Source organism: Mesorhizobium sp. BE184, assembly GCF_031457045.1.
Lineage (GTDB): Bacteria > Pseudomonadota > Alphaproteobacteria > Rhizobiales > Rhizobiaceae > Mesorhizobium.
This window is the reverse complement of sequence record NZ_JAVDVU010000003.1, coordinates 849,891-863,522: the sequence shown is the minus strand read 5'-3', so window position 1 is coordinate 863,522 and position 13,632 is coordinate 849,891. Positions and strand designations below refer to the sequence as shown.

Genomic DNA, 13,632 nt, shown 5'->3' with positions numbered 1-13,632 from the left:
AGCCGCGCAAGCAGCGTCGTCAGCAGCAGGAAGAAGTTCAGCCTGAGGCGCCGAAGGAAGCCGCGCCCGCCCAGGAGCAGGAGCAGCCGCGCAAGCAGCGTCGTCAGCAGCAGGAAGAAGTTCAGCCTGAGGCGCCGAAGGAAGCCGCGCCCGCCCAGGAGCAGGAGCAGCCGCGCAAGTTGCTGCGCCAGAAAAAGGAACAGGTCGAACCGGCTGAAAAGCCTGTGCCCGCCCCTGAAGCGGCGCCCAAGCCTGCCGAGAAGCCGGCTGCTGCCGAAGAAGCCGCGCCCAAACCCGAGGCCAAGCCTGAGCAGCCAGCGCCCGGCCAGACATTGCAGGAAGGCGCACCCAAACCTGAAAACGCGGCGCCCGCTGGCGAAAAGCCTGCCGCGCAGCCTGACCTGCTAAAGCCGGCCGAAAAACCCGCCGAGGGTCAACAACCGGCGGAACAGCCCGCACCAAGTCAGCAGCCTGCACAGGGCGAACAGCCCGCGCAGGGTCAGCAGCCCGCCGATGGCGGCGTCCAGGGGCAAGCTCCGGCTCAGGACCCGAACGCTCCTCCCCTCCTCGACAGCCAGAAGGAGCGTCGCGGAAAAGGCGAGCGCGGCAAGGGCGGCCAGGCAGGCGAACAGGGTGGCCAGACGCCCGCGCCGGCAGACCAGGCGCAACAGCCTGCAGCACCTGTCGAACAGGGTCCGCCGCCAACCGATGACAAAGCCGCGCAGGAAGCCATCCAGCCGGAAAAGATCGTTCCGGTGACGGAGGAAAAGGGCGAGCGGCGTGAACGTCCCCGTGACATTCGCGATCGCGAACGTCCGCGCGGCGCCGATGTCGTCAAGGAAATCGGCGACCGGCTGATCATCCAGTTCAACAATCAGACGATCGTTGAAAGCAATGAGCGGCCGCGCATGACCAGAGGCGCGCGAGACGTCTATTACGAGGATCTTCCGCGTGGCCGTACCCGCGAGATCATCGAACGCCCCAATGGCGTCAAGGTGATAACCATCCGCAATGCGAATGGCGACATCATCCGCCGTTCGCGCATTGACGATAGCGGGCGCGAATATGTGCTCAACTACGTCGATGAAAGCTACTACGACAACGTTCGCGAATGGCGTGATCCGGGCGAGGACCTGCCTCCGTTGCGCTTGAGCATCCCGCGCGCAGAGTACATTCTCGATTCGGAATCGGTTGAGGAACCGGCGGACTACTACGAGTTCCTCGAACAGCCTCCGGTGGAGAAGGTCACACGCCTTTATTCCGTCGATGAAGTGAAGCGCTCGGCTCGTGTCCGTGACATTGCACGTCGGATCGATCTGGACACGCTGAACTTCGAGTTCGGATCGGCATCGATACCGGACAGCGAGGTGGAAAAACTGCAGGGTGTGGCAGACGCCATGCAGAAATTGTTGGAGAAGAACCCGGCTGAAACCTTCCTCATCGAAGGCCATACCGATGCTGTCGGCTCCGACAACGCCAATCTGGCTCTTTCGGACGAACGCGCGGAGGCAGTCGCTTCGGCACTGACCAACTCGTTCGAAATCCCGCCGGAAAACCTGACCACCCAGGGTTATGGCGAAAGCTACCTAAAAGTGGATTCCTCGGGCCCCGAACGTGAAAACAGGCGCGTCGCCATCCGCCGCATCACGCCTCTGGTTGCTCCCGTAGCCAGCGCGCAGTAGCGCCGCGTTCACGAAAAACGAAGCCCGGCCGGTTCTCCCGGCCGGGCTTTTGCGTGCTGTGATGTCCTCATGCGCCTGACGGCTCTTGCCAAGAAATCCCGCCTGCCGCAAAACCGGGACGAAGAAGGAGCCTTGAATGAAACGCCTCGAACTTGCCGTCGAATCTGTGATTCTCGCCTCGCGCTGGCTGCTGGTGGTCTTCTATGTCGGGCTCGCCTTGGCGCTCGCCGTCTACGCGGTTTCCTTCGCCAAGAAACTGCTGGAGTTCACCTCGACGGTCTTCGTGCTGGAAGACACCGAGACGATCCTCAAGATTCTCGGCCTTATCGACGCCGCGCTGGTCGCTTCGCTGGTGGTGATGGTCATCATCTCCGGATACGAAAACTTCGTCAGCCGTTTCGACAATGAAGACAAGGTGCATTGGCTGGGAACGATCGATGTCGGCTCGCTCAAGGTGAAAGTCGCCTCCACCATCGTGGCGATATCGTCGATCCACCTGCTGCAGATATTCCTCAATCACGCCAGCTATACGGAAGGCCAGTTGATGTGGCTGACTATCATGCATCTGGCATTCGTGGTTTCGGCGCTGTTGCTCGCCTATATCGACCGGATCATGGTGATGGGAAAATCCGAAAAGAAGGCAGGCGGCCCGGATTTGTGATGCCGTTCAGAGGGTCCTCCCTTCAGAACAAGCCTGTGACCTCGGTGTCGCTGCGCTGGAAAGCCTCGTCCGGTACGAAGAAATCACCGGCCAGTGCGCCCTTGGCGCCCGGCGCATAGTGCGAGAAATCGGTCACGCCCTCGGCCTTCAGAACTTCCTCGTCGATGTAGAAATTGCCGGTCGCCTCGCGCGATGGACGGTTGAGGATCGCATGGGCGGCGTCGGCCATGATCTCCGGCGATCGGCTCATCGCCGCCACCGTGTTGCCGCCGAGCAGATTGCGCACTGCGGCCGTATCGATCGCCGTCAGCGGCCATAGCGAATTGACTGCGATCCCGTCGCGCGCGAACTCGGCGCTCATCCCCAGCGTGCACATCGACATGCCGAACTTCGCCATCGTGTAGGCAACGTGGTTCTTGAACCACTTGGCTTTCATGTCGAGCGGCGGCGCCAGATTCAGAATGTGAGGGTTTGCGGCTAACTTCAGATGCGGAATGCACATTTTGGAGACGAGGAAGGTGCCGCGCGTGTTGATCTGGTGCATCAGGTCGTAGCGCTTCATATCCGTTTCCAGCGTGCCCGTGAGCTGGATGGCGGAAGCATTGTTGACGCAGATGTCAATGCCGCCAAAAGCGGCGATGGTCTTGGCAACCGCCTCGCCGACCTGGCTTTCCTCGCGGATATCGCACAGCACCGGCAGCGCCTTGCCGCCGGCGGCCTCGATCTCCTGCGCCGCCGTGTAGATCGTGCCCGGCAGCTTCGGGTGCGGCTCGGCGGTCTTGGCCGCGATGGTGACATTGGCGCCGTCCCTCGCCGCCCTGAGCGCGATGGCAAGGCCGATGCCGCGCGAGCCGCCCGAGATGAAAAGCGTCTTGCCCTTGAGCGACATGAAGACCTCCCTGGATTTGCCGGAACGATCCTTGCCTGCCGCTTTGTCGATGGCAAGCCCGCGCCTCAACGGACCCGTCGATCGCATCGCAAAGACGCCGGCAGACGGGTGTTATCTGCCGACCGCTTCCGGCGCGAACTGCGCGAGGAACTCCGCGCTCGGCGGGATCGGCTTGATGACGTCGATCAGCACGCCGTTCGGGTCGCTGGTGATGAAATGGCGCTGGCCGAACGCCTCGTCCCGCAGGCTGCGCAACACCGGCAGGCCGGCATCGACCACGCGCTCATAGACGGCGTCGACATCCTTAACCTCGAAATTGATCAGCAGGCCGCCGGCCCTGCCCCGTCCGGCTTCCGGGATCGTCTCGTGATCGCCCTGCACGATGCCGAGATTGACCCGCTTGTCCTCGGTGGACTGCAGATGCACGTACCAGTCGCTTTCGAACAGCGGCGCGAAACGGAAATGATCGACATAAAACGCAGTCGTCGCGGCGACATCGCCGGTCATCAACACCGGATAGTAACTGGTTGTTTTCATGGCTTTGCAACTCCTTGCAATTAACATACAGTCTGCATGTAAATGGATTTAACATACAGGCTGTATGTATGCAACAGAAAAGCGAACGCCGCTCGAACCGCGACCGGACGGATGCGACCCGCGCCGATCTGATTGCCGCAGCCCGGCAGCTTTTTACGGAAAAATCCTATGCCGAGACCGGAACGCCGGAAATCGTGGCGCGGGCCGGCGTCACGCGCGGCGCGCTCTATCATCACTTCAAGGACAAGCAGGCGCTGTTTTGGGCGGTCGCGGAACAGGAAGCCGAAGCGGTGGCCGCCGAGATCGAGCGAGCCACGCCGCCTGACGCGCAGTCTCCGCGCGACGCGCTGCTGGCCGGATCGGACGCCTATCTCGACGCCATGCGGGCACCCGGTCGCACCCGCCTGCTGCTGCTCGATGGACCCGCAGTTCTCGGCCGCGCCGGCATGGACGAGATCGACAAACGGCATGGGAACCGCACCCTGCGCGAGGGTCTGGTGGCGGCGATGCGGTCGGGCACGATGCGCAAGCTGCCGGCGGACGCGCTCACATCATTGCTGGCGGCGGCCTTCGACCGCGCAGCGCTTGCCATCGACGCGGGAGAATCGCCGCGGGACTGCCGCGCAGTTCTGGCGGCGCTGATCGACGGTCTGTTTGAAAACAACCGGCCTTCGTCGCAACAACCAAGGATCAGGGCCTAGCCGAAAATCCTGTCGCCCTGCTCGTTCACCATCTGGATGCCCTTGCGGATCGCCACGTCCGCCGCATCGTCTACATTGGCGAAACGGTCGGCGCGAATGAACTTGTGTTCCTTCGTTTCACCGCCGATTTCTTTCGAGACGGTTCCGCAGGTCTGATATTGGCCATCGGTCTTGTAGGGCGTGGCGCGGATCAGGAAGCCCTTGTGCTCGACCTGCTTGACCGAAGCGGCTTCCGCCGGTGCTTCCGAAGAACCGCCGCCGCCGAAAAGACGCTTTAGGAACGACATGGAAGACCTCCCTGACAATCGTTGGCGATCCCACCGCCGAACGACTGTCAGTATCGGGCCTAAGGCGATGGAGCAAGGGGCGGCTGGCCACAACCGAATCCATGGCCCGGCATGCCGTTGCTCCAAGCGGAGCTAGTCTTGCCGCTTCGACAGCGCCTGCAGCGCATCGACCGTGTCCTGCAGGATATCGATCGCCTGCTGGTGCTTTTCCGCCGGTCCGTCGAGTATTTCGGCCAAGGCCGCGCGCAACTTGTGCCGCACCGCCCGCAGGTCGGGATGGGCTTTGCCATGGCCGTGGCGTCCGCCCTGGCTGTCATCGTCCCAGCCGAACCATTCGCGTGCCTTGGCCATCTTGCGGCCGAAGCGCTCGAGCTGTTCCAGCACGCGGTCCACCAATTCACGATTCTCGGCCAGGTGCGCCTCACCATCCTCGGTGATGGAAAACACCTTCTTGGCGCCCTCGGTCGCCGACACGGCATAGCCTGCCTCTTCGAGGAAGGTCAGCGTCGGATAGACCACGCCGGGGCTCGGCGTATAAATGCCGCTGGTGCGCTCTTCCAACGCCTTGATGATGTCGTAGCCGTGGCGCGGCGCTTCTGAAAGCAATGCAAGCGTGATCAGCTTGAGATCGCCATCGGCAAGCATCCGGCCGGCGCGCAGCATGTCGGCGGGGCCGCCGCGGCCGCCGCGCCCGCCAGGGCCATGGCCGCCGAATGGGCCGAAACCGCCGCGCCCGCCGAAGCGGCCGGCCATGAAAGAATGCTCGCTACGAAAAGTGTGTCTGTGTCCAAACATGAAAACTCCTGTGATATGTCTTACGATATATCTCAATTAGGAGCATCGGCCATCGGTGTCAAGATATATCTTACGATGTATCGTGGTGCCGAGTGTGGTTGCCCTTCGAAGGAAAACCAGGTGATCAGCTCAGGTGGAGGACGATTTCGCGCCGGTGCGGCCGTTCGCGGTGCTCGAACAGGTAGATGCCCTGCCAGGTGCCAAGCGTCAGCCGGCCCGCCATCACAGGGATGGAAATGGATACGGCGGTAAGCGCAGCCTTGATGTGGGCCGGCATATCGTCCGGACCCTCGTCGCGATGGACCAGATAATCCATCGACGGATCGTCCGCCGAGGGCACCAAACGGGCGAAGAACGCATCCAGGTCGCGGCGGACGTCCGGGTCGGCATTCTCCTGGATGAGCAGCGAACAGGAAGTGTGACGCACGAAGACCGTCAACAGGCCCGTTTCTTCGCCGCTCTGGCGCACGAACGCTGCCGCCTGCTCGGTGAACTCATAGAGCCCGGCGCCGCGTGTGGCGAGCGTCAGAACGGTCTGCCGGCCGGCCAGATCCCTGCCCTCTACTGCTGCTGCAAGGCAAGCCGCGCGCCGAGCAGCACGAAGGCGGCGGCGAAGGTGCGGCGCATCCAGGCCATCACGCGCGGATTGCCGACGACGCGGTCGCGCATCGCCGCCGCGCACAGGCCGTAGATCGAGAAGATGACGAATGTCGCCAGCATGAAGATGCCGGAAAGCTCCAGCATGCGCCCCAGCACGTTCGGCTCGGTCGGCGCGATGAACTGCGGCAGGAACGCGACGAAGAAGATCGACAGCTTCGGATTGAGCAGGTTGAGCAGGATGCCATCCATGACCACCTGCCGGGCGCTGCGCGGATCGGCCTTCTCCTCCACCTTCAGCGCCCCATGCTCGCGCAGGCTCTGCCACGCCATGTAGAGCAGATAGGCGACGCCGGCATATTTGACGATCTCAAAGGCCAGCGCGCTGGTATGCAGCAGGGCCGCCAGCCCCGTCAGCGCCGCGATCAGATGCGGCACGATGCCCAGAGTGCAGGCGAAAGCCGCCAGTACGCTGGCGCGGCCGCCGCGCGATAGCCCTGCCGCGAGCGTATAGACGACGCCCGTTCCGGGCGATGCGACAATGATCAGCGTGGTCAGCAGGAACTCGATCGACATGTGCGTCCCTTCATTGAAATCCTGGAGAATTACCCAGCCCGGTCGCGCACCGCACTCGGCGACGTGCCGTAAACGTTACGGAATTGCCGGCCGAAATGCGAGCGTGACGAATAGCCGGCGGCACCCGCGGCAGCCGTGACATTTCCATCGCCACGGGTGAGGATCTCGTGCGCGAGCTTCATGCGCGTCGAGGCCAGCACATCACGCAGCGACGTGCCCTCGCCGTTCAGCCGTCTCCGCAGCGTCGATGCGCCCATGCCCAGCGCGCGGCCTATGTCTTGTGCGGTCCAGCGCTGCGCCGGAGCTTGCAGAACGACCCAGGCCACCCGGTCGGCCAGCGACATGTCGTAGAGGCATGCGGCAGCGGGCACCGCCCGGAGCAGGAGCAGCACTTCGGCCAGACGATGCTGCGCGAGCGCCGTCGCATGGTCGGATGCCGCAAGCACGGCGGCAGCATGGGTCAGCGCCTCGACCAGTTCGGACGTCAGCGGCACGCGCATATCGAGCCCCTGGCGCGGGAATGAGCCGGCCGGCCGCAACTGCCGGATCGCTTCCGGCACGCTGTCGACCTCGACCAGCAGCGATTCGTAGATGCCATTGCCTTCGGCTGGCGCGTTCACCACGTCGACCTCTACCCCCGCCGGGAAAATGAAGACGTCGCCGGCGACGAAGCGCTGGCCGGCATCGCCCAGCCAGAACTCCTTGGCGCCGCTGAGAACGATACCGATGACCGGCTTCCCGTTCGAGACACGGGCCAGCCGTTCCGTCTCGAAACAGCAATAGCTGAACAATTGCTTTCCATGCGGGCGCACGCCGGCGCGGCTGTCGCCTTCCTTCCGGTCGTGTGCGAAGGGGCGCAATGCCTGCAACAACTGCCGGGCGAGAGTTTGCGAAGTATCGGACATGCCGCCGAGACTAGCCGGAAGACTGGACCGGCGCAACCGATTGAGCGTTTCGGGCACAAAATGCGATCCACTCCGGCCCGCATTCGTCGCTCTCAACCGTTAGACCGGCAACGGATGGCCACCTATGGCCTTCACTTTTGCAGGAGCAGTTCATGACTTTGAAGACCCTTTTGACCGCCGCCGTTCTGTCAGCGGCGGCTTCTCCCGCGTTTGCAGCGGATGTCGAATTATGGCGCCTCGACTGCGGCGCCATCGCTGTCAACGATCTCTCGCAGTTTTCCGACACCTTTAGTTACGCCGGAAAAAAGAAGGTGCTGACCGACAGCTGCTACCTCATCCGTCATGACGCCAGCTACATGATATGGGACACGGGTCTGCCCGCCGCGTTGCTCAACGCCCCCCAGCCCGCGGATGCGCCTATGGCGCCGACGCTCGCCCGCACATTGCCAGACCAGTTGAAGGAAATAGGCGTTGACGTGGCCAAGATCGAAACGGTCGGCATCAGCCACTACCACTTCGACCATGTCGGCCAGGCCGCCGATTTCCCGACGGCGAAACTGATGATCGGCGCTGCGGACATGGACGCCTTCAAGGCCGATCCGCTGCCTTTCGGCGCACAGCCCGATCTGGTCAAGCCGTGGCTCGACGGCAAGGCGCCGGTTGAGACGGTGGCCGGGGACAAGGATATTTTCGGCGACGGTTCGGTCGTCATGCTGGCGACACCCGGACATACGCCCGGCAGTCACGCGCTTCTTGTCAGGCTGGCAAAAAAAGGACCGGTTTTGTTGAGCGGCGATGTCGTCCATTTCGAAGAACAGTTCGAAACGAGCGGCGTACCGCCCTTCAACACAGACCGGGCTGAAACGCTGGCCTCGATGGATCGTCTGCAAAAAATCGCCAGGAGCCTGAAGGCAACTCTGGTCGTCCAGCACGACGCCGACGACATCGCCAAGCTGCCGGCTTTCCCGAAAAGCGCACAATAACGACAAAAAGAAAAACCCAGCCAATCACTTGGCCGGGTTTTTCGATTCAGTTCCAGAAGTCCCGCTTCGGACGCTAGCTGTCGAGGAAGCTTCTCAGCTTGCGCGAGCGGCTTGGGTGCTTGAGCTTGCGCAGGGCCTTGGCCTCGATCTGGCGGATGCGCTCGCGCGTCACCGAGAACTGCTGGCCGACTTCCTCCAGCGTGTGGTCGGTGTTCATGCCGATGCCGAAGCGCATGCGCAGCACGCGCTCCTCGCGCGGCGTCAGCGAGGCGAGCACACGCGTCGTCGTCTCCCGCAGATTGGCCTGGATCGCCGCGTCGATCGGCAGGATCGCCATCTTGTCCTCGATGAAATCGCCGAGATGCGAATCCTCCTCGTCGCCGACCGGCGTTTCGAGCGAGATCGGCTCCTTGGCGATCTTCAGAACCTTGCGCACCTTTTCGAGCGGCATGGCAAGCTTTTCGGCCAGTTCTTCCGGTGTCGGCTCGCGGCCGATCTCGTGCAGCATCTGGCGCGAGGTGCGCACGATCTTGTTGATCGTCTCGATCATGTGCACCGGAATGCGGATCGTGCGCGCCTGATCGGCGATCGAACGGGTGATCGCCTGCCGGATCCACCACGTCGCATAGGTCGAGAACTTGTAGCCCCGGCGGTACTCGAATTTGTCCACCGCCTTCATCAGGCCGATATTGCCTTCCTGGATCAGATCGAGGAACTGCAAGCCGCGGTTGGTGTACTTCTTGGCAATGGAGATGACGAGGCGCAGATTGGCCTCCACCATTTCCTTCTTGGCGATGGCGGCTTCGCGCTCGCCCTTCTGCACCTGATTGACGATCTTGCGGAATTCCTGGATCGAGATCGCGGTCTCGGTGGCGAGATTCTGGATCTCGGCGCGCAGGTCCCTGATCGCATCTTTCTCGTTCTTGGTGAATTCCTTCCAGCCGCGCGATGTCAGGTTGGCGATGGAACGGGTCCAGTTCGGATCGAGCTCGGAGCCCTGATATTCCTTCAGAAATTCCTCGCGCCGCACACCGTAGCTTTCGGCGAGCCTCAGCAACCTGCCTTCGTTCTGAACCAGGCGCTTGTTGATGTCGTAAAGCTGTTCCACCAGCGCCTCGATGCGGGCGGTGTTGAGCGACAGCGACTTCACCGCCGTGATGAGTTGGTCCTTCAACTCCTTCAGGCGGCGGTCCTGGCTGGGCGATAGCGTGCCGGCCGCGGCCAGGCGGTTCTCGACCTGCTGGTCCTGCAGCTTGCGCAATTTCTTGTAGGTGTCTGCGATGACGTCGAGCGTCTCCATCACCTGCGGGCGCAGTTCCGCTTCCATGGCCGCAAGCGAAAGGCTCGCCTCGTCCTCGTCGTCCTCGTCGTCATCGACGCGGCTTTCGCCGCCGACATTGGTGATATCGTCTTCTTCGTCGCGTGACTGGCGTCTGGCCGCGCGCGGATCGTCCTTCGGCTTGTCTTCCTCGACATGAACGACGACGGGCGCCTGCTTGGCTTCCGGTCCTGCATAGGTCGCCTCGAGATCGATGATCTCGCGCAGCAGGCCCTTGCCTTCATTGAGGTCGTCACGCCAGATGATAATGGCCTGGAAGGTCAGCGGGCTCTCGCACAGTCCGGCGATCATCGTCTCGCGGCCGGCCTCGATGCGCTTGGCGATGGCGATTTCGCCTTCGCGCGACAGAAGCTCCACCGAGCCCATCTCGCGCAGATACATGCGGACCGGATCGTCGGTGCGGTCGGTCGGCTCCTTCTTGGCGACGGCGGCGACGGCGGTGCCCGTCTGCTCTGCAAGCTCGTTGGCGTCGTCCTCGGCATCGGCCTGGGTCTCGCCGGCTTCCGTCTCTTCGTTCTCGCCATCCTCGACGACATTGATGCCCATGTCAGAAAGCATGGCCATCGTGTCCTCGATCTGCTCCGAGGTCACTTCCTCCGAAGGCAGCACCGAGTTGAGTTCGTCCATGGTCACATAGCCGCGCTTCTTGGCAGCCTTGATCATCTTCTTGACAGCATCATCGGAAAGGTCGAGCAGGGGACCATCGGTTGTGCCCTCGCGTTCGGTTTCGACCTCTTCCTTTTCCTTCGTCGCCATTCTTTATTGTCTCCAGGCGGCCAAAGCCGCATAGCTGCCGAACCGGCACATCACGCGCGTTAGCCGAAAACCGCGCTCTGCCAAGCCATTATCCGCATCTGCGTTAAGTCCAGATTAACCCTGATATCTGTGGCGGATTTCTAGCCCGTCCAGTCTTCAGTACGCCTGCATCCCGTGTTTTTCGGCCATTTTGGATGCGGCTTGCTGTTTCGAATCGTCCTGATTCCGCTATTCTGGCAGAAGGTCAAGCGCCTCTCGCATGATTCGTGTCCAAAAAGCGAATCAATTAGCCGCCGGAACCATCCCGCCACTGCCTGCAGGGATCAAGCCCGCCCGGCGCGCCCCGAGGAAACGCCGAAACCTTCGATCAGCGCTTCCGTTGCCTGGACGTCACGGAACTGCGCCTGGATTTCGACCAGATGCCGATAGTTCTCGTCGGTGGGGTCGTTGGCGAGAGCGGCCTCTGCCTGCTTCAGTTCCCTATGTAGTGTGCGGGCACTGCGGTGCAAGTGCAGGGCCTGGCTGAAGGCATCGCGTGCATCCTCAATAGCCGCGCTTTCAAGCGCCGGCCATTGCCGCACCCGCCGGATCAGCGCCACCGCCCGTTCCCAGATGTCGCCGCAGCCGGCGCGCTCGATCGCCGCGATGACCGCTCCACGATCGGTGGCGAGATCATGGGCCAGTGCATCGAGCAGCACCCCATGCAGTTTCCTGAGATCGCTGTTGGCGAGGTCGAGAAACTCGACATGTGCGAAATTCTCGTCGATCAGCGCCGGATGATTGACCAGCGCCACCAGGATGCTGGCTTCGCCGACCGACATGACCTCGCCGGCGCGCCTCACGAGAGACGAACGTCCAAGGCTCTCGGTGATGGCGCCGCGTGGGGCGGCACCGCGCGGCCAGGCGCCGCCGCCCTGCTTGCGGGGACTGCGGCCCTGCCCCCGGTCGCCCGATCGCTGCCGCGCACCGAAGAAGTTCAGCACCCGTTCGCGCATCTCCTGGCTGTAGTGGAAGCGGACACTCTCGTCGCGAATGCGGTTTGTAAGTTCTCTGAGAGTCTTTTCCAGCTCCGCGCGGCGTTCCGGCGTCTCGAAGACGCCGCCCGCTGTCTCGCGCGTCCAAAGAAGTTCGGCGAGCGGCCGCGCCTCCGCGATCACGGCGCGGAAAGCGTCCGGTCCATCCGCTTTCACGAGATCGTCCGGGTCCTTGCCCTCCGGCAACAGCGCGAACCGCGCCGTCCGTCCCGGCTGGACAGAAGGCAGGATGAGGTCCGCCGCCCGCCATGCCGCTTTCAGCCCGGCCTGGTCACCGTCGAAGCACAGCACCGGCTCGCCCGAAACCCGCCACAAAAGCTCCATCTGGTTCTCGGTCAACGCCGTGCCCAGCGGCGCCACGACATTCTCGAAACCGGCCTGCGCCAACGCGATCACGTCCATGTAACCTTCGACGGCGATGACCGCCCCACCCTTGCCCAGCGCCTTGCGGGCGCGGGCGAAGTTGTAGAGTACGTTGCCCTTGTGGAAGAGCTCCGTCTCAGGGGAATTCAGGTATTTGGCTGAGATGTCGGGGGACATCGCCCGGCCGCCGAAAGCGATGATCCTGCCGCGCGAATCCGGGATCGGGAACATGATGCGATCGCGAAAACGGTCGTAGGAAACCGGCACGTCCTCGAACACGGTCAGGCCGCAGGCTTCCATCTGCGCCTTCTCGATTCCCTTCGCCGCCAGATGCTCCTTCAGCGCGTTGCGGCTATCGGGTGCGAAACCCAGCCTGAATGACTGCTGGGTTGCCGAGGTCAGGCCACGGTCGCGCAGATAGGCGCGCGCTTTTGCGCCCTCGCTGCTCTGCAGGCGCTCCTGGAAAAATGCCGTCGCCATCTCCATCACATCGGTCAGGCTGGCGCGCTGCTTCTCGCGCGCCTCTGCCTGCTCGTCGCGCGCTGGCATCGGCACGCCGGCCATGTCGGCGATGCGCTCGACGGCCTCGGGAAAACTCAATCCATCCAGTTCGGTGAGGAAGCGAAAATGATCGCCGGAAACGCCGCAGCCGAAGCAGTGGTAACGACCCTTCTTGTCCTCGCAGTGAAAAGACGGGCTTTTCTCGCCGTGGAACGGACAGCAGGCCCAGTAATCGCCACGCGGGGCATTGGTCTTCCTGCGATCCCACGCCAAACGAGCCCCGATCACCGAGGAAATCGGCACGCGGTCGCGTATCTCGTCGAGGAAGGTGGGCGGGAAGCGCATTGGGTACGGCTCGTTTGCCGTTCATATAATCATGCACGCGCCAACGCACGACTCTTAAAGATGGCGATACCCGGTTTTCACAGGGCCCGGCGCCAGCCGCGGGGCTGGCAGCGGCGGAAGCCAGGAAAAAAGGCGGCGGCCTGGCCGCCTTTTCTGCCTGCTTCGTGTCCGCCTAATTATTGGCGGCGATGATGCCGGCGATCACGCCGGACGCGATGCTGACCAGAATGTAGTCATTGCCGACGCGGATCCATTCCTGACCACGGGCCGGACGGTGCAGATGGTGACGCTGCCAGTCGCGAACCTGCTGGTGACGGCGCCAGTCGGCATAGCGCTGGCCGCGCTTCCACCTGGGCTGGCGAACGACGACCTTCTTCTTGACGACCACATTGCCGTTTCGCTTCACGATCACGCGCTTCTTGACGTCGCGGTGCACCGGCTTCTTCCAGTCGACCTGAACGGTTTTGACGCTTGGTCCGAGCTGTGCGGCCTGACCCTGCAGGGTCGTCCCGGCCAGCATCGAAAAGGCGGCGGCGATGAGAACAAGACGTTTCATGGAGGTACTCCTTGGTTGGTATGACCGCAGAAGTAGCGCCCGATCCATGAACCGAAACTGAATGGCCGGATTACATTTTTGTAATGAATTTTCTAATGGTTATCGGCGCTTAGAGAAGAGACTTC

Annotated in this window: 14 protein-coding genes; 4 read left to right on the top strand and 10 right to left on the bottom strand. The window is 62.7% G+C overall.

Translation table 11 applies throughout. The annotated features are described in order from the left end of the window. Nucleotides 1-1,682: OmpA family protein (locus tag J2X35_RS18025; protein ID WP_310188665.1), on the top strand; the 1,682-nt coding region annotated here is incomplete at its 5' end. A gap of 136 nt (nucleotides 1,683-1,818) precedes the next feature. Further along, nucleotides 1,819-2,343 carry a TIGR00645 family protein gene (locus J2X35_RS18020; protein ID WP_056110781.1) on the top strand — a complete coding sequence of 175 codons (525 nt, stop codon included), beginning with the start codon at nucleotides 1,819-1,821 and terminating at the stop codon, nucleotides 2,341-2,343. A 22-nt stretch (nucleotides 2,344-2,365) separates the two neighbouring features. Here the strand turns inward: J2X35_RS18020 and J2X35_RS18015 are convergent, their stop codons facing one another. Together J2X35_RS18015 and J2X35_RS18010 are read right to left on the bottom strand one after the other, a co-directional pair. After that, nucleotides 2,366-3,232, bottom strand: coding sequence for an NAD(P)-dependent oxidoreductase (locus tag J2X35_RS18015; RefSeq protein ID WP_310188745.1), 867 nt, complete (start codon nucleotides 3,230-3,232; stop codon nucleotides 2,366-2,368). 111 nt (nucleotides 3,233-3,343) lie between these two features. Next, nucleotides 3,344-3,769: a VOC family protein gene (locus J2X35_RS18010; RefSeq protein ID WP_310188663.1), complete on the bottom strand. Its 426-nt coding sequence runs from the start codon at nucleotides 3,767-3,769 to the stop codon at nucleotides 3,344-3,346. A gap of 68 nt (nucleotides 3,770-3,837) precedes the next feature. Between J2X35_RS18010 and J2X35_RS18005 the strand changes: the two genes are divergently transcribed. After that, on the top strand, nucleotides 3,838-4,470 hold the full coding sequence (locus J2X35_RS18005) for a helix-turn-helix domain-containing protein (RefSeq protein WP_310188661.1): 633 nt from the start codon (nucleotides 3,838-3,840) through the stop codon (nucleotides 4,468-4,470). Here J2X35_RS18005 and J2X35_RS18000 read toward each other — a convergent pair. The 5 genes from J2X35_RS18000 to J2X35_RS17980 form a co-directional block, all read right to left on the bottom strand. After that, nucleotides 4,467-4,757: an HlyU family transcriptional regulator gene (locus tag J2X35_RS18000; RefSeq protein ID WP_310188659.1), complete on the bottom strand. Its 291-nt coding sequence runs from the start codon at nucleotides 4,755-4,757 to the stop codon at nucleotides 4,467-4,469. The genes J2X35_RS18005 and J2X35_RS18000 overlap by 4 nt on opposite strands. Before the next feature lie 132 nt (nucleotides 4,758-4,889). Then, nucleotides 4,890-5,510 carry a PadR family transcriptional regulator gene (locus J2X35_RS17995; protein ID WP_310188656.1) on the bottom strand — a complete coding sequence of 207 codons (621 nt, stop codon included), beginning with the start codon at nucleotides 5,508-5,510 and terminating at the stop codon, nucleotides 4,890-4,892. 166 nt (nucleotides 5,511-5,676) lie between these two features. After that, nucleotides 5,677-6,102, bottom strand: coding sequence for a secondary thiamine-phosphate synthase enzyme YjbQ (locus J2X35_RS17990; protein ID WP_310188743.1), 426 nt, complete (start codon nucleotides 6,100-6,102; stop codon nucleotides 5,677-5,679). Between the two features lie 11 nt (nucleotides 6,103-6,113). Further along, entirely contained in the window at nucleotides 6,114-6,725 is a 612-nt protein-coding gene (locus J2X35_RS17985; RefSeq protein WP_310188654.1) for a LysE family translocator, read from the bottom strand. A gap of 29 nt (nucleotides 6,726-6,754) precedes the next feature. Further along, nucleotides 6,755-7,630, bottom strand: a complete 876-nt coding sequence (locus J2X35_RS17980; protein ID WP_310188653.1) for a helix-turn-helix domain-containing protein — start codon at nucleotides 7,628-7,630, stop codon at nucleotides 6,755-6,757. A 152-nt stretch (nucleotides 7,631-7,782) separates the two neighbouring features. Between J2X35_RS17980 and J2X35_RS17975 the strand changes: the two genes are divergently transcribed. After that, entirely contained in the window at nucleotides 7,783-8,613 is an 831-nt protein-coding gene (locus tag J2X35_RS17975) for an N-acyl homoserine lactonase family protein (protein ID WP_310188650.1), read from the top strand. A gap of 73 nt (nucleotides 8,614-8,686) precedes the next feature. Here the strand turns inward: J2X35_RS17975 and rpoD are convergent, their stop codons facing one another. From rpoD to J2X35_RS17960, 3 genes are all read right to left on the bottom strand, one after another. After that, nucleotides 8,687-10,708, bottom strand: a complete 2,022-nt coding sequence (rpoD, locus tag J2X35_RS17970; protein WP_056110796.1) for an RNA polymerase sigma factor RpoD — start codon at nucleotides 10,706-10,708, stop codon at nucleotides 8,687-8,689. Nucleotides 10,709-11,031: 323 nt separating this feature from the next. Beyond that, nucleotides 11,032-12,951 (bottom strand): DNA primase, encoded by a 1,920-nt coding sequence (dnaG, locus tag J2X35_RS17965; RefSeq protein ID WP_056110798.1) that lies wholly within the window; start codon nucleotides 12,949-12,951, stop codon nucleotides 11,032-11,034. 172 nt (nucleotides 12,952-13,123) lie between these two features. Then, nucleotides 13,124-13,507 carry an RcnB family protein gene (locus tag J2X35_RS17960; protein ID WP_056110800.1) on the bottom strand — a complete coding sequence of 128 codons (384 nt, stop codon included), beginning with the start codon at nucleotides 13,505-13,507 and terminating at the stop codon, nucleotides 13,124-13,126. Between the last annotated feature and the right edge of the window lie 125 nt (nucleotides 13,508-13,632).

Excerpts from the sequence above, each read along its gene's own strand:
- J2X35_RS18020 (WP_056110781.1), top strand. The coding sequence starts at position 1,819 with ATGAAACGCCTCGAACTTGCCGTCGAATCTGTGATTCTCGCCTCGCGC.
- J2X35_RS18015 (WP_310188745.1), bottom strand. The coding sequence starts at position 3,232 with ATGTCGCTCAAGGGCAAGACGCTTTTCATCTCGGGCGGCTCGCGCGGC.
- J2X35_RS18010 (WP_310188663.1), bottom strand. The coding sequence starts at position 3,769 with ATGAAAACAACCAGTTACTATCCGGTGTTGATGACCGGCGATGTCGCC.
- J2X35_RS18005 (WP_310188661.1), top strand. The coding sequence starts at position 3,838 with ATGCAACAGAAAAGCGAACGCCGCTCGAACCGCGACCGGACGGATGCG.
- J2X35_RS18000 (WP_310188659.1), bottom strand. The coding sequence starts at position 4,757 with ATGTCGTTCCTAAAGCGTCTTTTCGGCGGCGGCGGTTCTTCGGAAGCA.
- J2X35_RS17995 (WP_310188656.1), bottom strand. The coding sequence starts at position 5,510 with ATGGCCGGCCGCTTCGGCGGGCGCGGCGGTTTCGGCCCATTCGGCGGC.
- J2X35_RS17985 (WP_310188654.1), bottom strand. The coding sequence starts at position 6,725 with ATGTCGATCGAGTTCCTGCTGACCACGCTGATCATTGTCGCATCGCCC.
- J2X35_RS17980 (WP_310188653.1), bottom strand. The coding sequence starts at position 7,630 with ATGTCCGATACTTCGCAAACTCTCGCCCGGCAGTTGTTGCAGGCATTG.
- J2X35_RS17975 (WP_310188650.1), top strand. The coding sequence starts at position 7,783 with ATGACTTTGAAGACCCTTTTGACCGCCGCCGTTCTGTCAGCGGCGGCT.
- rpoD (WP_056110796.1), bottom strand. The coding sequence starts at position 10,708 with ATGGCGACGAAGGAAAAGGAAGAGGTCGAAACCGAACGCGAGGGCACA.
- dnaG (WP_056110798.1), bottom strand. The coding sequence starts at position 12,951 with ATGCGCTTCCCGCCCACCTTCCTCGACGAGATACGCGACCGCGTGCCG.
- J2X35_RS17960 (WP_056110800.1), bottom strand. The coding sequence starts at position 13,507 with ATGAAACGTCTTGTTCTCATCGCCGCCGCCTTTTCGATGCTGGCCGGG.